Below are 25668 nucleotides of genomic sequence, written 5' to 3' on the forward strand. Positions count from 1 at the left end.
CGGCAAAGGATGGGCATACCATCCCCGCGCCGCCGCCGCACGTCCCTTCCCCGCCGAATGCCCGCCGCCGCGCCCGACGGGGCGTCGGCGTGGGGATAAGGAGCCCGTCCCAACCGTCATGGCGCGCCGTCAGATCCGCGCCGGACGGCGCAGATCCAGCGTCGCCGGGAATTCGGTGGACGGCTCCTCCGCCGGGATGAAGAGATAGCCCGGCGTGTGCCCATGATCCTGGAAGCGCGCCAGCCGGCGGGCCTGCGCCTCATAGGAATTGACCGGGAAGGTCTCGTAGTTGCGCCCGCCGGGATGGGCGACATGGTAGACGCAGCCGCCCAGCGAGCGGTTCGACCACAGATCGACGATGTCGAAGGTGAGCGGCGCCTGCACGGGAATGGTCGGGTGCAGGCCGGAGGCCGGCTGCCACGCCTTGAAGCGCACCCCGGCGACATATTCGCCGAAGCGGCCCGTCGGCATCAGCGGCAGGCGCCGGCCATTGCAGGCGACGACATGGCGGGCCGGGTTGAGCCCCTCCACCCGCACCTGCAGCCGCTCCACCGAGGAATCGACGAAACGCACCGTGCCGCCGACCGCGCCTTCCTCGCCCATCACATGCCACGGCTCCAGCGCCTGCCGCAGTTCCAGCGTCACCCCGCCATGCTCCACCTGCCCGAAATAGGGGAAGCGGAACTCGCGCTGCGCCTCGAACCACAGCGGATCGACGCGGTAGCCGGCGCGGGCGAGATCGCCCAGCACGTCCTGGAAATTGGCCCAGACGAAATGCGGCAGCATGAAGCGGTCGGCCAGCGCCGTGCCCCAGCGCACCAGCGGGCCTTCCTGCGGCGTGCGCCAGAACCAGGCGATGAGCGCGCGGAGCAGCAATTGCTGCGCGAGCGACATGCGCCAGTCCGGCGGCATTTCGAACGAGCGGAACTCGACAAGGCCGAGCCGCCCCGTCGGCCCGTCCGGCGAGAACAGCTTGTCGATGCAGATCTCGGAACGGTGGGTGTTGCCGGTGACATCGGTGAGCAGATTGCGGAACAGCCGGTCCACCAGCCAGGGCGGCGGCACGAGCCCCCTTCCCGGCGTGGGCACCTGCGCCATGGCGATTTCCAGCTCATACAGGCTGTCATGGCGCGCCTCGTCGACGCGCGGCGCCTGGCTGGTCGGGCCGATGAACAGGCCGGAGAACAGATAGGACAGCGCGGGATGGCGCTGCCAATAGGTGACGAGGCTTTTCAGCAGGTCCGGCCGGCGCAGGAACGGGCTGTCCGCCGGGGTGGCGCCGCCCACCACCACATGGTTGCCGCCGCCGGTGCCGGTGTGGCGGCCGTCGACCATGAACTTCTCGGTGCCGAGGCGGGTGAGCCGCGCCTCCTCATAGAGATCGCGGGTGATCTCGACGCAGGTCTGCCAATTGGCGGCCGGGTGGACATTCACCTCGATGACGCCGGGATCGGGCGCCACGCGAATGACGTTGAGCCGCGGATCGACCGGCGGCGTGTAGCCCTCGACATGGACGGGCAGGCCGAGTTCCTCTGCCGTCACCTCGATGGCGGCGAGCAGTTCGAGATAGTCCTCCAGCCGCTCGGTCGGCGGCATGAACACGCAGAGGCGTCCATCGCGCGGTTCGATGGAGAGCGCGGTGCGCACCGCACCGGTGCCGGTGAGCACCTGGTCGACCTGGTCCTGCGAGGGCTCCTCGCGCGCGGAACGGCGGTAGAGCTGGTGCAGGGTTTCCGCATCCGGCAGGTCGCCGGAGATCGCCATCGGGTCGGCGGGGTTCACATAGGGGTAGGCGGCCGGCGGCACCCACGGCAGGCTCGCCAGCGGCAGGCGGAAGCCGAGCGGGGAATCGCCCGGCACCAGCAGCAGCCGCCCCCGGCGGAAGCGCCATTTCTCGCTGACCCAGCCGCGCACGCCGCGCGCCTGCCAGCGCTGGATCGGCAGCACATAGCCGCTGGGCTTGCCCAGACCGCGCTCGAACACCCGGGCGAAGCGCGCCCGCGCCTCGGCATCCTCCAGCTTGGTGTCGAATGGATCGGCATTCTCCGGGAGGTCGCCCTCCTTCAGCAGCCAGTGGGCAGCGTCCTCATAGGCCGGCTCGGCATAGGCGGCGCCGACGCCGAGGCTGTCGGCCAGCGTGGCGATGAAGCGCTGCGCCTCGTCGATGGTCGCACCCTTCTGCGTCTCGACGGCGACAAGCGCAGGGTCGCGCCAGATCGGTTTGCCGTCCTTGCGCCAATAGAGCGAGAAGGTCCAGCGCGGCAGACTCTCGCCGGGATACCACTTGCCCTGCCCGTAATGCAGCATGCCGCCGGGGGCGAAGCGCGTACGCAAGCGGCGGATCAGTTCGTCCGCCCGCGCGCGCTTGGTCGGCCCGACGGCCGAGGTGTTCCACTCCGCGCCCTGATAATCGTCGATGGAGATGAAGGTGGGCTCGCCGCCCATGGTCAGGCGCACATCCTGCGCCGCGAGGTCCGCATCCACCCGGTCGCCCAGCGCGTCGAGCGCGGCCCAGGCCTCGTCGGAGAAGGGCAGCGTCACCCGCGGCTTCTCGGCGACGCGGGTAACCCGCATGTCGAACTCGAACTCGGTCTTGGTGCCTTCCTCGGCGGAGAAGCCGCCGGTGATCGGCGCGGCCGAGGACGGGCTCGGCGTGGCGCACAGCGGCAGATGACTCTCGCCGCACAGCAGGCCGGAGGTGGGGTCGAGGCCGATCCAGCCGGCGCCGGGCAGATAGACCTCACACCAGGCGTGCAGGTCGGTGAAATCGACCTCGGTGCCGGTCGGCCCATCCAGCGCCTTCACGTCGGGCTTGAGCTGGATGAGGTAGCCGGAGACGAAGCGCGCGGCGAGACCGAGCCGGCGCAACACCTGCACCAGCAGCCAGCCGGAATCGCGGCAGGAACCTGAGGCGAGCGCCAGCGTCTCGTCCGGCGTCTGCACGCCCGGCTCCATGCGGATGAGATAGCCGACGCGGCCCTGGACCTTCTGGTTGAGCGCGACGAGATAATCGACGGTCATCGCGCCGTCGTCCGGGCGCACCTCCTCGACGAAGGCGTCGAGCATCGGCCCGCCCTCCTCGCGCTCGAGATAGGGGATCAGCTCCTTGGCCAGCGCGGTCGGGTAGGCGAAGGGCAGCGTCTCGGCATATTCCTCGATGAAGAAGTCGAACGGGTTGTACACCGTCATGTCGGCGATGAGGTCGACTTCGACCCGGAACTCCGTGACCTTCTCCGGAAAGACGAAGCGGGCCATCCAGTTGCCGAACGGGTCCTGCTGCCAGTTCACGAAATGGTTCGAGGGCGTGACCTTGAGCGCGTAGCTCTTCACCGGGGTCCGGCAATGCGGTGCCGGGCGTAGCCGGATGATCTGCGGGCCGAGGGTGACCGGGCGGTCATAGCGGTAGGCCGTGACGTGATGCAGGCTGGCGAAGATTGTCATAGGCACCCACTGACCAACAGGGAACACGGCGCCCACGCCCGGGACGGCGGGGCGCGGTGCATAGGCCACGATGAACGCAGGAATCGTGCCGCAGGGCAATGGCCGGCAAGGTGGGGTGCCGAGATGGGGCACCGAGATGCGCGCCAAGTTGGGCCGCGAAGATGAACCGCAACGACCGGGCACAACGCTGGGCGCCAGCATGGCATCAAGAGAGCTGGCCTCGCGCAGCCGCTATTGCGAGGCGTCGGAACGGGCGCGCCGGGCGTCCGGCCGGAATAGCCGGGCGCCCACCGAAGCGTCACCCGGCTGCCGATAGTTGAGGCGACAGCGCCATCCTCACGCCGCCGATTGCGGCGCGCCCTCCGGGCCGGCGGGCGTGGTTCCTGCGGGCGTCTTGCCACGCGCGCGCCATTCCTCAAAGCGCTGCAGCACCGCGTAGAACGACGGCACGAACAGGACGGCGAGGCAGGTGGAGGCGAGCATGCCGGAGAACACCGCGATGCCGATCGACTTGCGCGAAGCCGCGCCGGCGCCGGTGGCCAGCACCAGCGGCAGCACGCCGAGGATGAAGGCGAAGGAGGTCATCAGGATCGGCCGGAATCGCAGCCGTGCCGCCTCCGTCGCCGCCTCGATGATCTCCATGCCCTCCGCCCGTTTCTCGCGCGCGAATTCCACGATCAGGATCGCGTTCTTCGCCGATAGGGCGATCAGCAGGATGAGGCCGATCTGGGTGTAGAGATTATTGGCGAAGCCGAGCCCGGTGAGGGCGGCAACCGTGCCGAGCAGCGCCAGCGGGACGGCGAGCAGCACCGCGAAGGGCAGCACCCAGCTTTCATACTGGCCGGCGAGCACGAAATAGACCAGCAGGATGGCAAGGCCGAAGACGAAATAGACCTCATTGCCGACCACCACTTCCTGGTACGACATGGCCGTCCAGTCGAAGCCCGTGCCCGGTGGCAGGGTCGAATCCGCGATCTGGTCCATGATCTGCAACGCCTGGCCGGAGGAGAAGCCGGGCGCCGGCCCACCCTGGATGGTGGTGGCGGGGTAGAGATTGTACAGGGTGATCAACGGCGGACCGAAGGCCGGCTCCACTTCCGCCAGCGTGCCGAGCGGCACCATCACTCCTTCGGGCGTGCGGATCTTCAGGTTGAGGATTTCCTCCGGCGTGCGGCGGAAATCCGGCTCCGCCTGAATATAGGCCTGGAAGGTCTGGCCGAACTCGTTGAACTGGGTGACGTAGCTCGACCCGACATAGCCCTGCACGGTCGAGAACACCTGGCCCACCGTCACGCCCAGCGTCTCCGCCTTGATGCGGTTGATCTTGAGCAGCAGTTGCGGAACGTTGGCGCGGAACGAGGTGGAGAGGCGCTGCAGCGCCGACTGGGTGGAGGCGTTGGCCAGCACCTGCTGGGTCACCGCCTGCAGTTCGGCGAAGTCGAAGCTGCCGTCCTTCTGCTGCACCATCATGGTGAAGCCGGAGGCGTTGCCGACGCCCTGGATCGCCGGCGGCACCAGCACGAAGGTGAAGGCCTTGTCGACCTGCTGCAGTTCCTTGTTCAGCGTGTCGTAGATGAAGCGCAGCCCGTGGCCGGCCTTGTCGCGCTCGTCCCAGGGGTCGAGCATGACATAGGCGACGCCGCCATTGGGCAGGGTAGCGTTGTTGTCGAGCACCGAGACGCCGGAAATGGCGATGACATCCTTCACACCCGGCGTGGCGCCGGCGATCTTGGAAATCTGGTCCATCACCTCATTGGTGCGCTCCAGCGAGGCCGCGTCCGGCAGCTGGGCGCCGATGAGCACATAGCCTTGGTCTTCGGTCGGCAGGAAGCCGGTGGGCACGCGGGTGATGCCCCAGATGGCGAGGCCGATCAGCACCAGCCCGACGGTGACCACCACCGCGCTCGCCTTGACCATGTGGTGGATCAGGCCGGCATACCAGTGCTCGGCGCGGTTATAGACGGCGTTGAAGCCACGGTAGAAGAAGTTGCGCTGATCCTCCGGCACCGGCTTGCGCAGCCACAGCGCGCACTGGGTCGGCTTCAGCGTCATCGCGTTGATCGCCGAGATGAAGGCGGTGGCGGCGATGACGAGGGCGAACTGCTTGTACATCTGGCCGGTGAGGCCGGGCATGAACGCCGCCGGCAGGAACACCGCCATCAGCACCAGCGTGATGCCGATGATCGGGCCGAGCAGCTCGTCCATCGCCTTTTCCGCCGCCTCGCGGCCCGGCAGCCCGCGCTCGATGTGCCGCGCCACGCCTTCGACGATGACGATGGCGTCGTCGACGACGATGCCGATGGCGAGCACGATGGCGAACAGGGTGGAGAGGTTCACCGTGAAGCCCATCGCCGCCATGGCGGCGAAGGTGCCGATGATCGTCACCGGCACGGTGGTGGCGGGCACCAGGGTCGCCCGCCAGTCCTGCAGGAAGACCAGGATGACGATGAGCACGAGGATGCCGGCTTCGAACAGGGTCTTGTAGACCTCCGTCACCGAGGCGTTGACGAAGACGGTGGTGTCGAAGGGCACGGCATAGGTGAGGCCGGGCGGGAAGTTCTTGGCGAGCTGGTCCATCTTCGCCCGGACCTCGGTCGCCACCTGCAGCGAGTTGGCCTCGGGCAGCTGGTAGATGCCGAGCGCCGCCGCCGGCTTGTCGTTGAAGGTGAAGACCTGGCTGTAGGTCTGCGCGCCGATCTCCACCCGCGCCACGTCGCGCAGGCGGGTGATGCGGCCGCCATCGGCGTTCGACACCTTGACGATGATGTTCTCATAGTCGGCGACATCGTTGAGCCGGCCGTCCATCAGCAGCGAGAACTGGAAGTTCTGCCCCTTCGGCACCGGCGGCATGCCGACCACGCCGGAGGCGACTTCCTGGCTCTGCTGCTGGATGGCGTTGATCACATCCTGCGGGGTGAGCTGGCGGGCCTGCAATTCGTCCGGGTTCAGCCAGACGCGCATCGCATACTGGCCGGCGCCGAACACCGCGACATTGCCGACGCCGTCGAGGCGCGCGATTTCGTTCTGCAGGTTGATGACGCCGTAATTGGCCAGGAACAGGCTGTCATAGCGCCCGTCCGGCGAATAGAGCGTGACGAATTGCAGGATCGCCGTCGACTTGATCTGCGTGGTCACGCCCTGCACCTGCACCGCCTGCGGCAGCGAGGCGAGCGCGATGGCGACGCGGTTCTGCACCAGCACCTGCGCCATGTTGGGATCGGTGCCGATGGCGAAGGTCACGGTCAGCGTATAGGTGCCGTCGCTGGCGCTGGTGGACTGCATGTACAGCATGTCCTCGACGCCGTTCACCTGCTGCTCGATCGGCAGCGCCACGGTGTCGACCAGCGTGCGCGCGCTGGCGCCGGGATAGAGCGTCGTCACCTGGATGGTCGGCGGCACGACGTTGGGATATTGCGCCACGGGCAGCGAATAGAGCGCCACGGCGCCGATCAGCACGAAGACCAGCGCGAGAACGTTGGCAAGGACCGGCCGTTCGATGAAGAAGCGGGAGATCATGTGACGGGCCTTCGGTTCAAGCGGGCCGGAGCGGAAGTCGCGGGGCCGGTGGCAGTCGTTCGGCGTCTCGGATGGGCCCGGCTGCCGGCGGGCGGCCGGCGCCGGTCGGTCAGTTCGCCGGCTTGGCCGCAGGGGCCGCGTCGGCTTTCGCTGCGTCGGTCTTGGTCCCGGGGGTCGCTGCGGCGGGCGCGGCGGCGCTCGCCGTCTTCGCCTCCACCGGCGCCACCTTGGTGCCCGGGGTCGCGCGCTGGATGCCGCCCACCACCACCCGGTCGTCGGCGGTGAGGCCGGATTCGATCACCCGGTTTTCGCCGATCTGCTGGCCCACGGTGACGATCTTCTGCTCGACCACATTGTCCTTGTTGACGACCAGCACATACTTGCCCTGCTGGGCGGTGCCGATCGCCGTATCGGCGACGAGGAAGGCGTTGGGAATCTGCTTGGCGGGAATGCGCACGCGCACGAACAGGCCCGGCAGCAGCGCCAGCTTCGGGTTGTCGAACATGCCGCGCACCAGCAGCGTGCCGGTGGCGGGATCGACCTCGGGCGACACATAGTCGAGCCGGCCCTTGTGCGGGTAGTCGTCGCCCTCGTTCTGCAGGCCGAGATCGATCTCGATCTGCTTCACGTCCTCGATGGTCCGCCCCTGCGCCGCCAGCGCCTGCTTGATGCGCAGCACCTCGTTCTCGCCAATGTTGAAATAGGCGTAGATCGGGTCCATCTCGACGATGGTGGCGAGCGTGGTCGGCTGGCTGTGGCCCACAAGCTGGCCGACATCGGCGAGATGGCGGGTGACGATGCCGTCGAAGGGCGCGGTCACCGTGGTGTAGCCGAGATTGATGGTGGCGATCTCGACATTGGCCTTGGCCGCGTCCACCGCAGCGATCGCCTCGTCCCGCGCCGCACGCGCCTTGTCGACGGTCGCCTGCGATGAGAAGTCCTGCTGGCCGAGCGTGGCCTGCCGCTGATATTCGGCCTGGCTGTTGGTGAGCTGGGCCTGGGCCGAGGCCAGTTGCGCCTTCGCCTGGTCGAGATCGGCCTGATAGGTGTCCTGCTGGATGAGGAAGAGCCGGTCGCCCTTCTTCATCACCGCACCGTCCTTGTAGTCGATCGACATCAGGAAGCCTTCGACACGGGCGACGAGATCGACCGAGTTGATGGACGCGGTGTTGCCGGTGAATTGGAGATACTGCGTCACCGCCTGCTGCACGGGCGCGGCGACCGTCACCTGCGGCGGCGGGGGAGCGACATATTTGTTCTCTTCCGAGCACGCCGCCAGCATCACGGCCACCATGCCGACGCCGAGCCAGCCGGCTCCCGCACGCCGCCAACCGGCCTTACTCACGCTCGGACCCATCCCACTCTCCCGTGGCGCCATTTCCGCCACCGGACTATACCGCTGGCGGCCCCCTTGTCTAGTTACGCCGATCTTCACGTATTCAATAAAAACAAACGCCACAGAAATAGAGGCAAGCGAAATATACCTATGTTTTCTTGCCATTTCACGATGCGCCAAGCTGGCCGAATCCGCCGCCGGCCGCCTATTCGTCGCGTGAGCGCACAGGCAATAGTTCGGCTCACCCGTTCTTCGCGCGGCACCTGGGCACCATGGGCGTGAAGACCGTATGAACGGTCAAATCGTGTCACGGCAGATCTTTCCGCACGCCTAACCGAGCGCCCCTTGCCCGCCCTCCGGCACGGGTTCTCCCGCCGCCCGCGAGCCGCCCGCTTTGTGCGGTCCGGCTCGACTTTTACCGCGCATCGACTAGGCTGCGGCGGCGCGACGGGGCGCTCTCCCCGCCGCCGGTCCGAACGCCGCAGCCGACCGCGAGGCCCTTCATGTCGCTTCTTCTTTCATCCCGCCGCGCCCGTCGCCTCGCCCCGTCGCTGGCGGCGCTCCTGGTGGCCGCGCTGTCCCTGCCGGCGGGCGCGCCGGGCGCCCAGGCGCAGAGCGGCGATGCCCGCTTCGCCGGGCTTGCGCTCTCCCAAGGCGACATCTTCACCAATGACGTGGGAACGGTGATCGGCGTCGCCGTCACTAACAACACCGCCGCGACGGTGGGTTCGGTCGGCGTCAGCTGCAGCTTCACCGTCAAGGGCAAGGCGGCGGGATCGGCCAGCACCACCATCTACAACATCGTCGCCGGCGCGAAGGGGCAGGATCAGGTGCATCTGATGGGCCCCCAGGCCGATGCCGCCAGCTGCGCCATGACCTCCGTCGGCAAGCCGCTCGACTGAGCCGCTCGACTGAGGCGCGCGAGGGGCGGGGCGCGGGCGGCAAGCGGCCGCGCCGTCGCCCGATCCACCTCTGCGCGGTGATCGCGTCCCCTGCTGGCATGGTGAAATCAGCGCTTTTCAACAGCCGGTGACGATTGCGTGTCGATCCCGTCGCGCGGCGCTTGCCACGGAAGCGGGCTTCGCTATATTCCGCGCCTCTTCGCTGGTTCGCGGGCACGCCCGCACCCTGCGCAGACATCCGGCCCCAGGGCCGGCGACGGAGGGGTGGCCGAGTGGTTGAAGGCGCACGCCTGGAAAGTGTGTATACGGGAAACCGTATCGCGGGTTCGAATCCCGCTCCCTCCGCCAGATTTTCAGCTCAAAACGTTGATTTAAAAGGGCTTACATGGCTCTTTGAGCCCGGCCCCCTCATTTTACCCCACACTTTTGAATTGCTGCGCGCCCCGATCGACCATTGAAAGCCCGTCGCTTGGGCCGCTCTCTTCCGGTCCTAGGGGTGCCCGTTCGTGCGTTGCGGCCTGGGGCTTTACGGCGAAGCGGAGACGATCTGCTTTAAAAGCTCGAGGAAGGCGCTCGTGCGGATGCCCTTCGGATTCTGCTTGAGATCAACGGTCTGCACGACAACCAGCCGTTTGGCCGGCACGATGGCGATGATCTGGCCGCCATAGCCGGACGCGTAGAAGGCATTCTTCCCGCAAATGTCCGCCGGAAGCGTCCACCACATATAGCCATAGCCCTGCCGCATGGCCTCGTTTCCGGGATGCGATCCGATTCAGGACGTTATTGCGGAAAGCGCGTCACAGCCCCCTGAGGTGACATTCCAGGTCCCTGATCTCGATCGCGGCGGAGGGGCCGCCATCCGCGGCATCAGCGCCCTCGCCGGCCTTTTTTGCGGCCTCAAGGGACAGGCGTGCAACCGCATCGATGGTGGGGAAGGCGAACACGACGCTCTGACCGAGTGGGATCTCTTGCAGGGCCGCGGCGGATGAGACCTTCAACAGGCCGTCTCCCGGCGCTCCCGTGACGGTAAAGGTCAACGACGTCGTCCCCACAGGGCAGGCGACAAACGCGGGCTGCGTCGCGGAAAGAAAGCGCCCCTCCTGCAGTCCTTTCACTTTGATGTCGCGCGAACGGAAGACCCAAAGATTGTTCCGATAGAACAGTTCGAGACCGCGCTTTACCTGAACAGGGTCCCATAGAAGCGTGGCAGGACCTTGCGGCGGCAGCTGATCCTCGGGCGTCGCCAGGATATCCAGCGCATAGGAAGCGACGCCGGCCTTCCACTCCCGAACATAAAAGGACTTGATCCAGTCACCTCGGAAACCGACGAGAACGCTCGCGGTGAGCGCAACGAACCCGATCATCGCCAAAAGCGTCCGCCAGCCCCCCGCCCTTCCACGGTCGATCTTGACGCCCAGCCAGATAAAGATGGCGACCGGCAAGAACTTGATATGCGTGGCGTACCACTGTCCCGTACCCCCCTCCACCCCATTTCTAAAGCGGAAAAACGAGACAAAAAGAATCGTGATAATGGAATAGGTAATGAGCAGGAGAACGAATACATCCAATTTACGCGCATTACGGCGGAGGATGCGACGCGAGACATCGGCCACGGCCAGCGCCGTGACCATAAGCAAGAGAGCGCCAACGTAAAAATAGACGTCTGGCCGCCCCATTTGCTCAATGAGTGTACTGCCGAGAACGCTGGCAGCCGACATGACCAAGGCGAACTTGATCAGAATGAGCAGACTGAACGAGGCTTCGCTTGGCACGTTTGAAAACAGCGCGCCGTATTTATACACGAGAAAACTGTACAAAATAACGGAGCCTATGAAAGTCGCTAGAGTATAAATCGCACATGAGCGCAGCGGCCTTGACCGAAACATCAAGGAAAAACCCACGACACCGACCGCCATGAACCCTGCGGAATACCCGCCCAGAAAGAATATGAAGGCGACAGGTACAAGGAAGAGAGGAAAAACGAAGCCTCGATTGTCGCACACAGCATGGCAGAAAGCGAAGATGACCAGGAGCACGATGAGCGTGCCGACCTGCGCCGCAAGGGCCATACCCCAGAAAGCATTGTTCGTCGGCGACAGCAAAACAAAGCTACATCCAAACGTAGTGAAATATAAACCTACGTAATGAGAGCTCCAGTTTCGGATGACAAATACGACAACGATAATCGCGCTTATTACTACAGAAACGGCGGATAGAACAACTGTAAAATTCCCAGATATTTTGAATAATATATAATTGACAAACAATATCAAATTATAACCAGGAAACAAGTGTTCGTCGAAAACCGTCATGAAGTCTCGTACACTCATACGTCCATCTATGAGGCCCGCGATAAATGGAATGTGCAGAAAATCTGCCTCATAAAACACATCGTAAGATACATTCCATGTATAGATTGCATAAAGACACGAAAAAAGAATGAATACAGAAAAGCTAAAAGCTATAAAAATTTTCCCACCCAGCGACTCCGACAGAAATGAATCTCCTCTTCCATGATTTGATTGGTCTATATTCATCTAAAAATGTTCCTCAGAAAATTTCGATCCGGCAATGACGCCGATGAGGCTGGTTCGCTGGAACGTCCCAGGCGCCTGCAACAGAAAAATGTCGCCATCGGTAAAGCCCCGGATTTCCCCGGCCCCTTTCAGGCACATGACGCCGCTTGCCCGCCTCTCATGACGGGACATGTCGGAAGGCGCGGGACATGTCGCGGCCCCCGGCCAGGCGGCTGCGTGAAGCCGTACTCGAGCAGCCCGCGCCGGCGCGTCGCTTGGGCGATGGCATGGCCGCGCGACTGTCGTTCTCCGCCCTGCCGTCCCATGCCGGAGCGACGCGCGCGGCAAGCCCGCGCGATCGCGGGACAGGAGAAGGAAAGAGGCGCGCTGGGAGCACGGGCCGACGGTGGGGCACCTCCGCACATACCGGCAATCAGCCAGCCCACGGCCACCGCGCCGGGCGGAGGAGAACGGCGGGGGCGGCATCCATCGGCGCCGCCCCCGCCGCATGTCTCACTTCAGCGAGAGAGCCAGCCCGCTCAGATCGAGGCTGACGATCACGCCCTTCTGCTCGCCGCTGAGTTCCAGAACGGCGCCGTTCTGGTTGGTCAGCACGACTACCTGCGCGCCCTTCACGAAGGCGGCGCCGGCACCGCCCTGGGCATAGACGCCCGACACGTCGGACGCACGCTGGATATTGCGCACCTTGCCGTGCAGGCGCGTCTCGGAAGCGCCGAAGGTGAAGCCATAGCTCAGCCCGCCGACCGAGAGCGGATATTTCCGGCCCTGGAAGGTCAGCACGCCCTCGCCGGCGGAACCGCCGACGATGAACCCGGCCTTCACGATGCGGATGGTGATGGTGCCGTCCGCGGCGCTGGCCAGCGAGATGCCGCCGATGAGCGCTGCCAGGGCGAGGAGCCCGACCCGTAGTACCGACAGGAGTTTCATCGGCGATAACCTTCCCTAGTGGAGCAACGTGCCCTGTTGGCACCGTTGAATAACGCTCACTCTGGCGGTTCGTTGCCGGACAATCAACCGCGGAACCGAGGGCCATGACGCGGCGGACGGGGAAGGCGCCTGAAAGGCGACGCCCGGCGTTGCCACCGCCGGGCGCATCTTCTCGCATTGTGTGGCGCGGCTCAGGCCGCGCGGAGGGTGGTCACGAAGCTGCGGACCTCGGTGTTGAGCTGCACCGCCTGGCTGGAGAGCTGTTCCGAAAGACCCTTCAGCTGCACCGAAGCAGCGCCCGTGGTCTCCGCCGCCTCGCCGACGCCGTGGATGCTGCCATTGACGACCTGGGCGCCCTCGGCGGCCTGCTGGGTGCTGTAGGCGATTTCGCGCGTCGCGGCCCCCTGCTCCTCGATGGCGGCGGAAATCGCCGCCGAGGCGGTGCGGATGTCATTGATGGTGGTGGCAATCCGCGCGATCGACGCCACGGATCGTTCCGTCGCGCTCTGGATTTCCGTCACCTTGGCGGAAATCTCGTCGGTCGCCTGCGCGGTCTGGCTGGCGAGGTCCTTCACCTCCTGCGCCACCACGGCGAAGCCCCGGCCCGCCTCGCCGGCGCGGGCGGCCTCGATGGTGGCATTGAGCGCCAGCAGATTGGTCTGCCCGGCGATGCTGGTGATGAGATCGATGACCGCGCCGATCTGGCTCGCCGCCTGGGTCAGCTCGGCGATCTCGCTCTGGATGCGGGTCGAATCGTTGGAGGCGCCGTCGGCGATGCTCGCGGCGCGGACCACCTGTTCGGCGATCTCGCGCACCGAGGCCGACATCTCCTCCGTGGACGCGGCCACCGTCTGCACGCTGGCGGAGGCTTCCGTCGCCGCCTCGCTCACGGCGCGGGCCTGGCGGGTGGTCTGCTCCGCCGCGGCGGAAAGGCTGGTCGCGGCCTGCGCCACTTCCGTGGAGGAGCTGGTGAACGATTCCGCAAGCCTGCCCATACGGCTCTCGAAGGTGGCGGCGATCTCCTCCTTCTGCTGACGCAGCCTCTCCGCCGAGCGCTGCTCCTCGATCGCGGCCTGCTCGCGCAGATCGGCATTGGCGATCAGCTCCTGCCGGAAGCGCGCCAGCCCGCGCGCGAGCCGCCCCACCTCGTCGCGGCGTTCGGTCTCTCCGACCTCCGTCTCGAAGCGCCCGGAGGTCAATGCCTCCATCACACCCACGATACGGCCGATCGGGCGCACGATCCCCCGCGTGGCGATCAGGAAGGCGAGCACGAGACAGAACAGGATCGCCGTCGCCGTGCCGACATAGAGCTCGACCTGAGTAGCGTCGGCCCGCGCGTGCAGTTCCTCCTCGCGCTGGTGCATCTCGTCCTGCAGGGAGGAAACGAGACTGACCAACTCCGCCCGCACCTTGTCCAGTGCCGGCTCGCACTCCGCCATCATCATCTGGTTCGCGCGGTGTTTCTCGTCGGGTGTCGTGGCCGCAACCGCCGTCTGGACGGTGGCGGCGCAGGCGCTCTTCACCTGCGCGTCAAAGCGGTTCACCAGGGTCTGGATGGCCTCCGCGTCATCGGGAAGCGCCTTCTGGGCCTCGGCCGCGAAACGATGCAGTTCCTCAAGCCCATGCGATAGCTGCGTCTGCGCCTCGCGGCCCTCCTCAGGACTGGTGGAAGCGAGCGCCTGGAAGATCGAGCGTTCCGACCAGACAACCTGCCGGTTCATGCGCGCCAGAGCGACGGCCCCTCGTGCATCGCCCTCCAGCAGCGCCGTGTAATCGTCCTGCATTTCCGCCATCCGGCGGCCGGCGAACAGCGTACATCCGGTCGAGCACAGACCGAGCAGAGCGACCACGAGGGAGATTTTCCCAAGTATGGACCAATTGGCGAAGCGCATGGCGGCATCTCGTAAGGTTAAGTCAGCCTCCACTAAAGGTCGGCTTGCTTGCGCGAGGCTGATGGCGGCACGCCTTCCGCCCGCCCCTCAGCGGCGCAGCACGGCGCCCGCCGCCACCCGCACCGCGCGTGTCAGCTGGCTCAGCGCCCCGGCGTGCAGGCGGGTCACGGTCCAGTACAGGGGCACCACGCTGCGCTGGCCCGGCACGAGTTCGATGAGGCGGCCGGCGTCGATTTCCGCCTCGACCATCACCACGGGGTGCAGGCCCCAGCCGAGCCCCAGCCGCGTAAGGTCGAGAAAGCCATGGGTGGACGGCACCCAATGCACCGGGCCGAGCCGCTCCACGCCCAGCGCCGCCTGCGCCCAGCGCGCCTGCAGGAAGTCCCGCCGGTCGAAGCGCAGGCAGGGCGCGGCCTGTAGCGCCTTCGCGGTGACGCCGTCGGGGAAATGTCGCGCGTAAAAGTCCGGGCTGGCGCAGGCGGCATAGGCCAGCGCCCCGAGCGGCAGCGTCCGGCAGCCCGGCACCGGCTCGCGCTCGGCGGTCACGGCGGCCAGCACCTCGCCCGAGCGCAGCCGCGCGGCGGTGTGCGCCTCGTCGTCGAGCGCAATGTCGAGCGTCGCCTGCGTCGCGCGGGCGAAGGCGGCCGCCGCGGCCGGAAACCAGGTGGCGAGGCTGTCGGCATTCACCGCCACCGGGAGAGTGAGGCGCTCGCCGGCCGCGACGGCGGGGCCGAGCGCCGGCGCGAGGTCGTGCTCCAGCAGCCGCACCCGGTCAAAATGGGCGCACAGCGTGCGCCCGAGCGGGGTCGGCGTGCAGGGCTGGCCGCGGACGATGAGGATGGCGCCGAGCCGTTCCTCCAGCCCGCGCACGCGCTGCGACACCGCCGAGGGGGTGATGCCGAGTGCGGCGGCGGCGCGCTCGAACGTGCCTTCCCGCACCACGGCGGCGACGGCGGCAAGCGAGGGGTAATCCAGCATGATGAAGTTTTGCTTCATCCGATGAAGCAGAACAAGTTTTACTTCGCACCCGCCGCGCGCCACCAAGGCGGCATGACACAGCCGCTCGCGCCCGCCCTCCTCCCCTTCGTCACCGGCTTTCTGCTCTCCGCCGCCCTGATCATCGCCATCGGCGCGCAGAACCTGTTCGTGCTGCGCCAGGGGCTGCGGCGTGAACATGTCGGGCCGATCGTGCTGTTCTGCGGCACCGCCGACGCGCTGCTCATCGGCGCGGGCGTCGCCGGGCTCGGCGCCTTCCTTAACGCCCTTCCCCAGCTCGCCACGGCGCTGGCCCTGGGCGGCGCCGGCTTTCTCGGCTGGTATGGGGTGCAGGCGCTGCGGCGCATGGCGGCGACGGACGCGATGACGGTCGACGCGTCGGCCGGCACGACGCTGGCCCGCGCGCTGCTCGCCACCGCCGGCTTCACTCTGCTGAACCCGCATGTCTATCTCGACACGGTGCTGCTGATGGGCGCGGCCGGCGCCGCCCAGCCGGAGGCGGCGCGCCCGGTCTTCGTCGCCGGCGCGGCGCTGGCGAGCTTCCTCTGGTTCGCCGCGCTCGGCTATGGCGCCAGGCTGCTGCGCCCGCTTTTCGCCCGGCCGGCGGCGTGGCGGGTGCTCGACGCCGGAGTGGGCGTCGTCATGCTGACGCTGGCGGCCTCGCTGGTGGCGCGCGCCCTCTCCGTCCCCGGCTGATCGCGCGCGCCCCGCTGCCCGAGGTTGCGGTGCGCCGGCGCTGCGGCGATGGTGGCGCGGTTCGTCCCTTCGCCGGAGAAGCTGTTGAGGTTCCGCGCCGCCGCTTTCGTCCTCACCACCCTGTGCCTGCTGCTGGCGCCGGCGACCGCAGCGCATGCGCGCCCCCTGCGCATCGTCACCTCGTTCCCGCCGTCGATGATCGAGCTCTACCGCACGGCGTTCCGGCAGGCGCGGCCGGACATCGAGGTCGAGTTCGTGCAGCGCAAGACCACCGCCGCCGTGGCGCTGATCACCGGCGGCGAGCGGCTCGACGCCGATCTGTTCTGGGCCTCGGCGCCCGATGCGTTCGAGCTGCTGAAGCTGGAAGGCCGGCTCGCCCCGCTGGCCCCGCGCGACACCGGCACCCCGCCGGTGGTGGCGGGCTATCCCGTCAACGATCCGTCGGGCCTCTATCTCGGCTTCGCGCTGTCGGGCTATGGCGTGGTGTGGAACGAGGCCTATCTGGAGCGCCACCGGCTCGGCGTGCCGCAGCGCTGGCGCGATCTCACGGCGCCGGTCTATCACGGCCATGTCGGCCTTTCCTCGCCCTCACGGTCCGGCACCACCCATCTCATGGTCGAGGCGCTGCTGCAGTCGCAGGGCTGGGATGAGGGCTGGGCGGTGTGGCGGCAGGTCGGCGGCAATCTCGCCACCGTCACCGCCCGCAGCTTCGGCGTGGCGGCGGGGGTGTCGCGCGGGCGGTTCGGGGTCGGCATCACCATCGATTTCCTGGCGCGGCCGGGCGAACTCGACGCCGGGCCGGTGCGCTTCAGCTTTCCCGATCAGAAAGTGTTCACCCCCGCCAGCATCGCCCTGCTCAAGGACGCGGTGAACCGCGAGGCGGCGAACGCCTTCGTCGATTTCCTGCTGTCTGTGCCCGGCCAGCGCCTGCTGCTCGACCCCCGCATCGACCGCCAGCCGATCCGCCCGGAATTCTATGCCGAGGGCGCGACCGTCGGGCCCAACCCCTTCGCGCAGAATGACGAGGCGGCGACCTGGAGCTTCGATGCCGGCCGCTCGGCGCAGCGCTATGAGCTGATCAACATCCTGTTCGACGAGCTGATCACCTTCCCGCTCAGCGATGCCACCGACATCTGGCGCACCGTCTATGAGGTGGAAGCCGCCCTGCTGCCCACGCCGCACGCGGAGGCCGCGCGCGAGGTGACGCGGGCGCGGGCGCTGTTGCGGCAGATGCCGTTCGATGAAGCGGAAGCCACGCGCCTGGCCGCCGGGGTGAAGCTGATGCGCGTGCCGCGCGGCCTGCCCGCCGCGCCGGAACAGGCCGCGCTCACCGCCCGCATCCAGCGCTGGGCCGCCGCCAATCTCGCCGAGGCGCGCGCCGCCGCCGAGACGGCCCGGCGCCTCTTGGTGGAGGATGGGCGGCTGCCGGCGCTGCGCGCGGGACGCGGCACGCCATGAGCGGGGAGCGCACCCGTTTCGGCATTGGCGGGCGGCTGCTGCTCGCCTTCATCGGCGTCGGCGGGCTGGCGGTCATCGCCTGCCTGGTCGGCTGGCTGTCCTATGCCCGGCTGTCGTCGGAACTCGATTCCACCGCGCGCGGCCATGTGCCGGCGCTGGTCTTCGCCGCCCAGCTTTCGCAGGCGGGCGGGCGCCTCACCGCCGCCGCCACCGAGCTCGCCACCGCCGAGCGGCGCGACGACCATGACCGCGCCATGGAGCGGGCGCGCGAGCGGCTCGGCGCGCTCGGCCAATTGCTGGAGACCGCGCCGTCGCGCGAGGGCGCGCAGGGCTTCGCCGCGCTGCGCCGGCTGGTGGAAGCGCTCGGCACCACGCTCGACGCGGTGGACGCCGCCGCCCGCCGCCGTTTCGACATCGAGGCCCGCACCCGCGCCATTGTCGAGGAACTGCGCTGGCTGCAGGCCGATCTCGTCGACGAGGTCGAGCCGCTGGTCGAGGACGCACGCTTCAACATCAACGCCGCCCTGGCCCAGGCGGGACAGGCGGGCGAGGCCGGGCAGGCGGCCCAGCGCATCCTGCGCGACGAAACCTCGAAGACCGAGGCCATCCTCGCCCTGAGTGCGCAGGCGCATCTCGCCATCGGCCTTCTCGGCCAGGTGGCGAGCGTGCGCGTGACCGAGGACCTGCGCCAGACCGGGCATTTCCTCGGCGAGGCGGTGGACGAGCTGGTGGTCGAGGCCAAGCGGCTGCAGGGCTGGGCGGACAGCATCACCGTGCGCCAGATCGTCGGCCGCCTCGCCGCGCTCGCCGAGGCGGAAAGCGGCCTGCCGGGGCTGCGCATGGCAGAGATCGCCGCGTCGGAGGAAGGTCAGGCGCGGCTCGCCACCAGCCGCGATCTCGCCGCCGAACTCGGCGGCAGCATCGGCTCCGTGGCGCGGCAGATCGAGACCGAGGCCCGCGCCGCCGCCGCCCGCGCGGCGGAAGCCATCGTCATCGGGCGCGGCCTGCTGCTCGCCATTGCCGGGCTTTCGCTTGGCGTCGCGGTGCTGGTGGGCTGGTTCTATGTCCGGCGCAGCCTCATCGCCCGGCTGGAACGGCTCACCCTCGCCGCCGGGGCCATTGCCGGCGGCGGCGCGGTGGCGCTGCCGGCGCCCAAGCCGCAGGGCTATTTCGGCGCCGACGAGCTCGACGAACTCGCCCGCGCCCTCGTCATCTTCCGCCAGACGCGCGACGAGCTGGTGCAGTCCGCCAAGCTCGCCGCGCTCGGACAGATGGCGGCGGGCATCGGGCACGAGCTGAACCAGCCGCTCGCCGCCATCCGCTCGCACGCGCATAACGGCGCCGTGCTGCTGAAGCGCGGGCGCGGCGATGACGCGGCGGAAAGCCTCGCCCGCATCGAAGGACTCACCGTCCGCATGGCGCAGAGCATCGCCCATCTCAAGCGCTTCGCCCGCCGGCCGGAGCCTACCCTCAGTGCGGTCGATCTGGACCATGTGGTCGAGGGCGCGCTGTCCCTGTTCGCCCAGCGCATTGCCGATGAGCGCATCGAGGTGCTACGGGCGGTGCCGCCGGGGCTGCGGGTCCGTGCCGAGGAGGTGCGGCTCGAACAGGTGCTGGTCAATCTCATCGCCAATGCGATGGACGCGGTTCACGACGCGGCCGCGCGCCGGATCGAGGTCCGCGCCCGCCGCGAGGGAGAGCATGTGAGCATCGAGATCGTCGACAGCGGTACGGGAATTGCGGACGCGCAGCGCTCGGACATTTTCGACCCGTTCTTCACCACCAAGCCGCCCGGCTCCGGCCTTGGCCTCGGCCTGTCGCTGTCCTTCAACATCATCCGCGATTTCGGCGGCCGGCTGCTGCTGAGGCAGAGCTCGCCCGCCGGGAGCATCTTCGCCATCGAACTGAGCGAGGCGGCATGAGCGGGGCGCCCGACATCGTGCTGGTGGACGACGACGCCGAGGTCCGCCACGCCTATGGCCAGACGCTGGAACTCGACGGCCTCGCCGTGCTGCCGGCCGCCGGCGCGGCGGCGGCGCTCAAGGCGCTGTCGCCCGGCTTCGAGGGCGTCGTGGTGTCGGATGTGCGCATGCCCGGCATGGACGGCTTCGCCTTTCTCGACGCGGTGCGCCGGCTCGACGCCGATATTCCCGTGCTGCTGATCACCGGCCATGGCGATGTGCCGATGGCGCTGCGCGCCCTGCGGGCCGGGGCGTGGGATTTCATCGAGAAGCCGGCGGACCCGGTGCTGCTGGTGGAGACGGTGCGGCGCGCGCTGGAACAGCGCCGCCTGGTGCTGGAAAACCGCGCGCTGCGCGAGGAGGCCGCCCGCGACGACGCGCTGGCGCAGGACGCATGGGCCGCCCGGCTCATCGGCCGTTCCGAGGCGATGCAGCGCCTGCGCCGCACCCTCGCCGTGCTCGCCGACACCCGCACCGATGTGCTGATCTTCGGCGAGACCGGCACCGGCAAGGAGATGGCCGCGCGCGCCCTGCACGATTTCGGCCGCCGCCGCGCCGGGCGCTTCGTCGCCGTCAACTGCGCCGCCATCCCCGAGAACATGATCGAGAGCGAGCTTTTCGGCCATGAGGCGGGCGCTTTCACCGGCGCGCGCGAGCGTCGCATCGGCAAGATCGAGCACGCGCACAAGGGCACGCTGTTCCTTGATGAGATCGAATCCATGCCGCTGGCGGCGCAGACGCGGCTGCTGCGCGCGCTGCAGGAGCGCAGCCTGGAACGGCTGGGCTCCAATGCGGAGATCAAGGTCGATATCCGCGTGATCGCCGCCACCAAGGTGGACCTGCTGGCGCTGGCGGGCGAAGGACGCTTCCGCGAGGATCTGGTCTACCGGCTCAACACGGTCACCGTCCGCCTGCCTCCGCTGCGCGACCGGCGCGAGGACATTCCGGCCCTGTTCCGCCATTTCGTCGAGGCCGTGGCCGCGCGCGACGGCGTGCCGGCCCGCCCGGTGGAGCCGGCCGCGCTCGCTGAGCTGATGCGCCGGCCCTGGCCGGGCAATGTGCGCGAATTGCGCAACGCCGCCGAGCGCCATGTGCTGGGGCTCGAGGACGCGGGCGCGCCGGAGGCCTTCCCCCCGCCGCCTGCCCCAATCCCGGCGGGCGGGACGAGCCTCGAAGCGATGATGGACGCCGCCGAGCGCCAGCTCATCGCCGAGGCGCTGGCCCGGCACGGCGGGCGGGTCGGGCAATGCGCGGAAGCGCTCGGCATCTCGCGCAAGACGCTCTACCTGAAGATGCGCAAGCACGGGCTGGAGCGCGACGCGGTGGAGGACTGAGCACCGAGGCTGAAAACGCCGCCGCGATGTTACCTGAATGACCCATGCGGGCGACGCGCGCTGTTACCGCGCTGACCCATTCGCGTCCGGCGGCGCCGGCCAACTCCGCATAAACGTTTGATAGGTCTAGCCTTTATCCATCACGCGCGCCTTGGCACGCGGGTTGCGGAGAGGCTCGCGCAGCCTTCGGGCCGCCAAACAGACTTTTGGGAGATACGCCATGATCCGTTTCGCCGCCGCCGCGGCCACCCTTGCGCTCGCCTCCTTCGCTGCCGCCCCGGCGGCGCTGGCGCAGTCCGGCAAGGTCACCGTCGTCACCTCCTTCTCCAAGGATGTCACCGACCCGATCAAGGCCGCGTTCGAGAAGGCCAATCCCGGCATCTCGCTCGACGTGCAGAACCGCAACACCAATGCGGGCGTGAAATATCTCGACGAAACCCGCTCCAACCCGCAGGCGGACCTGTTCTGGGCCTCGGCGCCGGACGCCTTCGAGGTGCTCAAATCTAAGCAGCTGCTGCAGAAGTTCACCCCATCGGCGGAAGGCATCCCCGAGAAGATCGGCGCCTATCCCATCAACGACCCCGAGGGCTATTATTTCGGCTTCGCGGCCTCGGGCTACGGCATCATGTGGAACACCCGCTATGTCGGGGCCAATGAGCTGCCCGAGCCGAAGGAGTGGAACGACCTCGCCGCCGCGCCCTATTACGACCATGTCGCCATCGCCTCGCCGGCGCGCTCCGGCACCACGCATCTGACGATCGAGACGATCCTGCAGGGTGAGGGCTGGGACAAGGGCTGGCAGACCATCAAGGACATGGCCGGCAACTTCCAGACCATCACCGAGCGCTCCTTCGGCGTGCCGGAGGCGGTGAATTCCGGCCAGGTCGGCTATGGCATCGTCATCGATTTCTTCGCCTTCTCCGCCCAGGGCTCGGGCTTTCCGGTGAAGTTCGTCTATCCCACCGTCACCACCGTGGTGCCGGCCAATGTCGGCATCGTCGCCAACGCGCCGAACGCCGCCAACGCGCAGAAATTCGTCAACTTCCTGCTTTCGCCCGCCGGCCAGGAAGTGCTGCTCGAACCCAGCATCCGCCGCCTGCCGGTGAACCCGGCCGTCTATGCCAAGGCGCCGGAGGGCTACCCCAACCCCTTCACCGACCCGCGCTTCAAGTCGATGACGATGTTCGACGTCGACAAGTCCGGCCAGCGCACCGCCGTGGTCGACACGCTGTTCGACCAGCTCATCTCCTTCCAGCTGAACGACCTGAAGGCCGTCACCAAGTCGATCCATGAGGTCGAGGCCAAGCTCGCGGCCAAGGACAACCCGCAGGCCCGCGCCCTGATCAAGGAAGCGCGCGCGCTGATCGGCGCCATGCCGGTCAACGAGGAGCAGGCGTCGAGCAAGGAAGTGCTGGCGGCGTTCAGCGGCGGCAAGGAAAAGGGCGCCCGCCAGGCTGAGATCGAGCAGCAATGGGCCGGCTTCGCCAAGGAGCACTACGCCAAGGCGAAGGCCAAGGTCGCGGAAGCCGCCAAGCTCGCCAACTGAGCCGCGCCCGCCGAACCTTCTCGGCATAGGACGCGGCGACGACGCCGCGTCCCCTCCTTCCACGCCCATAGGACGCGGCGGCGGCGCCGCGTCCCCCTCTCACGCCATAGCTGGAGCGTGTTGCATGTCGCTCGCCTTCACCCAGGCCCCGGCGCGCCGCTGGCGGCTGCCCGGAACCCCCGGCCAGATCGCCCTGGCGCTGGGGCTGACGGCCTTTCTGCTGGCCTTCCTTCTGGTGCCGGTCGGGTCCGTGATCTATGTCGCCTTCACCGAGAAGGGCAGCGGCGGCTTCACCCTGATCAATTTCGTCGACTTCTTCCGCACCGACCTGTTCATGCGGTCGTTCTGGAACTCGTTCTACGTCTCGGCGATGACGGTGGGGCTGGCCTCGCTGTTCGCGCTGCCGCTGGCCTACATCACCACCCGCTTCGAGTTTCGCGGCGCGCTGATCATCCAGACGCTGGGCTTCGTGCCGCTGATCATGCCGCCCTTCGTCGGCGCGGTGGCGATGCAGCTGCTGTTCGGCCGCAATGGCTCGGTCAACCTGCTGCTGAACGAGTATTTCGGCTTCCGCATCCCCTTCATGGAAGGGCTGAACGGCGTCATCTTCGTCCAGGCCATCCACTATTTCCCCTTCATCCTGATCAACCTCTCGGCGGCGCTGCGCAACATCGACCGCTCGATGGAAGAGGCGGCGCAGAATCTCGGCTCGTCTGGCATGCGGATGTTCCGGCGCATCGTGCTGCCGCTCGCCATGCCGGGCTATGTCGCCGGCGCCTCGCTGGTCTTCGTCAAGGTGTTCGACGACCTCGCCACGCCGCTGCTGCTGAACGTCAAGGACATGCTGGCGCCGCAGGCCTATCTGCGCGTCACCTCCATCGGCATCACCGATCCCATGGGCTATGTCATCGCGGTGGTGCTGATCGTGGTGTCGGTGTTCGCCATGTGGGTGTCGGCGCTGGCGCTGCGCGGCCGCGACTACGCCACCACCCAGCGCGGCGGCGGCGGGCTCGCCAAGCGCCGCATGCGCCCGTGGGAGCAGGTGGTCGCCTATGGCGTCGTCGGCCTCATCCTGGCGCTGGTTCTGGCGCCGCATCTCGGCTTGCTGCTGCTGTCCTTCGCCACCATCTGGTCGTTCAGCCCGCTGCCGGACGGCTTCACCCTCGCCCATTACGGCCGGGTGTTCGGGGAAAGCTCGGTCTATATCAAGAACACGCTGATCTATGCCTCCATCGCCGGCGGCATCGACGTGGTGGTCGGCACCGCCATCGCCTATCTGGTGCTGCGCACCAAGCTGATCGGCCGCCACTGGCTGGACTGGGCGGCCACGGCCGCGCTCGCCGTGCCGGGCGTGGTGCTCGGCATCGGCTATCTGCGCACCTTCTACGATATCCGCCTGCCCGACGGCACGCCGCTGGCGACAATGTGGATCGTGCTGGTCATCGCGCTGGCGATCCGCCGCCTGCCCTATGCGCTGCGCGCCTGCTACGCCGCGCTGCAGCAGATTTCCGTATCGCTGGAGGAGGCGGCGGAAAATCTCGGCGCCACCAAGTCGCGCACGGTGATGCGCGTCGTGGTGCCGCTGATGACCGGCGGCATCCTCGCCGGCTTCGTCACCAGCTTCGCCACGGCGGCGGTGGAACTCTCCGCCACGCTGATGCTGGTGCAGTCCAACGCCGACGCCCCGCTGGCCTATGGCCTGTATGTGTTCATGCAGTCCGCCGCCGGCCGCGGGCCCGGCGCGGCGCTCGGCGTCATCGCCGTGCTGCTGGTCGCCGCCTGCACGCTGATCTCCCACTACATCATTGACCGCAACCAGAAGACCACGGGGGCCGCCCGATGAACGCTCACGCCATCGACGCCAGCGCCGCGGCCGTCCTCAACACGGCGGCGCTCGACCTGCACATTGAGGGGGTGAATCTCTCCTATGGCAGCAACCATGTGCTGAAGAACGTCAATCTCGACATCAAGCCGGGCGAGTTCTTCGCCTTTCTCGGGCCGTCCGGCTGCGGCAAGACCACGCTTCTGCGCCTCATCGCCGGCTTCAACACCGCCGATACCGGGCGCGTGGTGGTGGGCGGGCGCGACATCAGCACCCTGCCGCCGTGGAAGCGCGATGTCGGGCTGGTGTTCCAGAGCTACGCGCTGTGGCCGCATATGACGGTGGCGAAGAACGTCGCCTTCGGGCTGGAGGAGCGCGGCGTGCCGCGTGCCGAGATCCAGCGCCGGGTGGCGGCGGCGCTTGACATCGTCGGGCTCGCCCATCTCGCCGAGCGCCGGCCCTCCCAGCTCTCCGGCGGCCAGCAGCAGCGCGTCGCCCTGGCGCGCACCGTGGTCATCGAGCCCAAGGTGCTGCTGCTCGACGAGCCGCTGTCCAATCTCGACGCCAAGATGCGGGTGCAGGTGCGCCGCGAATTGCGCGACCTGCAGCAGCGGCTCGGCCTCACCACCATCTTCGTCACCCATGATCAGGAAGAGGCCAACACGGTCTGCGACCGCATCGCCGTGATGAATGAGGGCGTGGTGCAGCAGGTCGGCACGCCGGTGGAGCTGTATGAGCGCCCGGCCAATCTGTTCGTCGCCACCTTCCTCGGCACGGCGAATGTGCTGGAAGGCAAGGTGGTGGGCACCGGCGCGGCGCGGCAGTTCGAAACCCTCGGCGGCCTGCGCCTGCCGATCGCGGCGGAGGCCGAGGTGCCGGCGGATGCGCGGCTGGTGTTCCGTCCGCAGGTCGCCCGCCTGGCGACGGAAAAGCCGGCCGGAGCCTGCGCCTTCGAGGGCGCGATCACCCGGCGCGAATTCCTCGGCAGCGTGATCCGCTTCGGCATCGAGGTCGGCGGGCAGGAGATCACCGTCGACGAGGTGTTCCAGCCCGGCCTGCGCGCGCCCTATGAGATCGGCGACCGCGTCTGGGTCGACATACCCGTGGCTTCCGCCCTCTGGCTCGGGCCCGGCACGGCCTGAGCCCCGCGCCTGCCCTTATCGCCAACCGCTTCGCCGCCGCTCCGCACCCGCCGGGCGGCGGTTTCTTTTTGGGGCGGCCTCCCTCCCCCCTTCCCTCGCCTGCCTGCCGGCAGCGGCGGGTCTCGCGGCGGCGAAAATTTGAGTCTCACGACAGGTTGACGA

Annotated in this window: 16 protein-coding genes and 1 tRNA gene; 9 read left to right on the forward strand and 8 right to left on the reverse strand. The window is 67.9% G+C overall.

What is annotated here, in order from left to right; translation table 11 throughout:
• Positions 1-129: 129 nt before the first annotated feature.
• From ACP2AH_RS16760 to ACP2AH_RS16770, 3 genes are all read right to left on the reverse strand, one after another.
• Entirely contained in the window at positions 130-3441 is a 3312-nt protein-coding gene (locus ACP2AH_RS16760; protein ID WP_425106831.1) for a DUF2126 domain-containing protein, read from the reverse strand.
• A 336-nt stretch (positions 3442-3777) separates the two neighbouring features.
• Positions 3778-6957, reverse strand: a complete 3180-nt coding sequence (locus tag ACP2AH_RS16765) for an efflux RND transporter permease subunit (RefSeq protein WP_425106832.1) — start codon at positions 6955-6957, stop codon at positions 3778-3780.
• A gap of 109 nt (positions 6958-7066) precedes the next feature.
• A complete protein-coding gene (locus ACP2AH_RS16770; RefSeq protein WP_425107061.1) occupies positions 7067-8251 on the reverse strand; it encodes an efflux RND transporter periplasmic adaptor subunit in 1185 nt (394 codons plus the stop codon).
• A gap of 545 nt (positions 8252-8796) precedes the next feature.
• Here ACP2AH_RS16770 and ACP2AH_RS16775 point away from each other — a divergent pair.
• Both ACP2AH_RS16775 and ACP2AH_RS16780 read left to right on the forward strand, forming a co-directional pair.
• A complete protein-coding gene (locus tag ACP2AH_RS16775) occupies positions 8797-9195 on the forward strand; it encodes a hypothetical protein (RefSeq protein ID WP_425106833.1) in 399 nt (132 codons plus the stop codon).
• A 258-nt stretch (positions 9196-9453) separates the two neighbouring features.
• Positions 9454-9543 (forward strand) — tRNA-Ser (locus ACP2AH_RS16780).
• A gap of 178 nt (positions 9544-9721) precedes the next feature.
• Here the strand turns inward: ACP2AH_RS16780 and ACP2AH_RS16785 are convergent.
• The 5 genes from ACP2AH_RS16785 to ACP2AH_RS16805 all read right to left on the reverse strand — a co-directional run bounded on the left by ACP2AH_RS16785 (position 9722) and on the right by ACP2AH_RS16805 (position 15529).
• On the reverse strand, positions 9722-9940 hold the full coding sequence (locus tag ACP2AH_RS16785) for a hypothetical protein (RefSeq protein ID WP_425106834.1): 219 nt from the start codon (positions 9938-9940) through the stop codon (positions 9722-9724).
• A gap of 52 nt (positions 9941-9992) precedes the next feature.
• Positions 9993-11732, reverse strand: a complete 1740-nt coding sequence (locus ACP2AH_RS16790) for a hypothetical protein (RefSeq protein ID WP_425106835.1) — start codon at positions 11730-11732, stop codon at positions 9993-9995.
• Between the two features lie 492 nt (positions 11733-12224).
• Positions 12225-12659 (reverse strand): hypothetical protein, encoded by a 435-nt coding sequence (locus ACP2AH_RS16795; RefSeq protein WP_425106836.1) that lies wholly within the window; start codon positions 12657-12659, stop codon positions 12225-12227.
• 191 nt (positions 12660-12850) lie between these two features.
• Positions 12851-14551 carry a methyl-accepting chemotaxis protein gene (locus tag ACP2AH_RS16800; RefSeq protein WP_425106837.1) on the reverse strand — a complete coding sequence of 567 codons (1701 nt, stop codon included), beginning with the start codon at positions 14549-14551 and terminating at the stop codon, positions 12851-12853.
• Positions 14552-14638: 87 nt separating this feature from the next.
• Positions 14639-15529 carry a LysR family transcriptional regulator ArgP gene (locus ACP2AH_RS16805; RefSeq protein ID WP_425106838.1) on the reverse strand — a complete coding sequence of 297 codons (891 nt, stop codon included), beginning with the start codon at positions 15527-15529 and terminating at the stop codon, positions 14639-14641.
• A 72-nt stretch (positions 15530-15601) separates the two neighbouring features.
• Between ACP2AH_RS16805 and ACP2AH_RS16810 the strand changes: the two genes are divergently transcribed.
• The 7 genes from ACP2AH_RS16810 (at position 15602) to ACP2AH_RS16840 (ending at position 25506) form a co-directional block, all read left to right on the forward strand.
• Positions 15602-16243, forward strand: a complete 642-nt coding sequence (locus tag ACP2AH_RS16810) for a LysE/ArgO family amino acid transporter (RefSeq protein ID WP_425106839.1) — start codon at positions 15602-15604, stop codon at positions 16241-16243.
• An 84-nt stretch (positions 16244-16327) separates the two neighbouring features.
• Positions 16328-17701: an ABC transporter substrate-binding protein gene (locus ACP2AH_RS16815; protein WP_425106840.1), complete on the forward strand. Its 1374-nt coding sequence runs from the start codon at positions 16328-16330 to the stop codon at positions 17699-17701.
• Entirely contained in the window at positions 17698-19623 is a 1926-nt protein-coding gene (locus tag ACP2AH_RS16820) for an ATP-binding protein (RefSeq protein ID WP_425106841.1), read from the forward strand. Before ACP2AH_RS16815 ends, ACP2AH_RS16820 begins: the two co-directional genes overlap by 4 nt.
• A complete protein-coding gene (locus ACP2AH_RS16825) occupies positions 19620-20996 on the forward strand; it encodes a sigma-54-dependent transcriptional regulator (RefSeq protein WP_425106842.1) in 1377 nt (458 codons plus the stop codon). Before ACP2AH_RS16820 ends, ACP2AH_RS16825 begins: the two co-directional genes overlap by 4 nt.
• Positions 20997-21216: 220 nt before the next feature.
• Positions 21217-22542, forward strand: coding sequence for an ABC transporter substrate-binding protein (locus tag ACP2AH_RS16830; RefSeq protein ID WP_425106843.1), 1326 nt, complete (start codon positions 21217-21219; stop codon positions 22540-22542).
• A gap of 124 nt (positions 22543-22666) precedes the next feature.
• Positions 22667-24385, forward strand: coding sequence for an ABC transporter permease (locus tag ACP2AH_RS16835; RefSeq protein ID WP_425106844.1), 1719 nt, complete (start codon positions 22667-22669; stop codon positions 24383-24385).
• On the forward strand, positions 24382-25506 hold the full coding sequence (locus tag ACP2AH_RS16840; RefSeq protein WP_425106845.1) for an ABC transporter ATP-binding protein: 1125 nt from the start codon (positions 24382-24384) through the stop codon (positions 25504-25506). Before ACP2AH_RS16835 ends, ACP2AH_RS16840 begins: the two co-directional genes overlap by 4 nt.
• Positions 25507-25668 lie beyond the last annotated feature (162 nt).

This window comes from Ancylobacter sp. (assembly GCF_965249975.1).
Taxonomy (GTDB): Bacteria; Pseudomonadota; Alphaproteobacteria; order Rhizobiales; family Xanthobacteraceae; genus Ancylobacter.